We start from the raw sequence: 407 nt of genomic DNA on the forward strand, positions 1-407 counted from the left end.
AATAGAGTCTAATGGGGAAGACTTAGAAGCTTAATGTAACAGAGCGCCAGTTGTGGTAGTTGATAGCTAATACAACTGGCTTTCGATATATAGGGGGTAACAAAAAATGGATACTCAAAAAGAAATACTAGCTTATTTGCATAAACAGGAAAATAAGTGGGTTACCTCAAATGAGTTAGCAGCTTTTTGCGAGTGTACAACACGAACCATTCGCAACAACATTTCTAAAATAAATGAAGCGACACCGAATTTAATTCGTTCTGCAAAACAAGGCTATCAAATCAACCAGCGTATTCCATTTGAACTTCAGACAGAAAGTGATGTAACAGAACGAAAGTCAAAACTCTTACTCGAATTAATTAAAAACTCTACTAAAGGCGTTGACCTGTTTGAACTTGCGGATATTT

1 protein-coding gene is annotated in these 407 nt (G+C 36.1%); it reads left to right on the forward strand.

What is annotated here, in order from left to right:
• Window positions 1–106: 106 nt before the first annotated feature.
• On the forward strand, window positions 107–407 hold a 301-nt coding region (locus NG901_RS16630), incomplete at its 3' end, for an HTH domain-containing protein (RefSeq protein WP_252217054.1).

The organism is Clostridium sp. CMCC3677, assembly GCF_023845585.1.
Classification (GTDB): domain Bacteria; phylum Bacillota; class Clostridia; order Clostridiales; family Clostridiaceae; genus Clostridium; species Clostridium aquiflavi.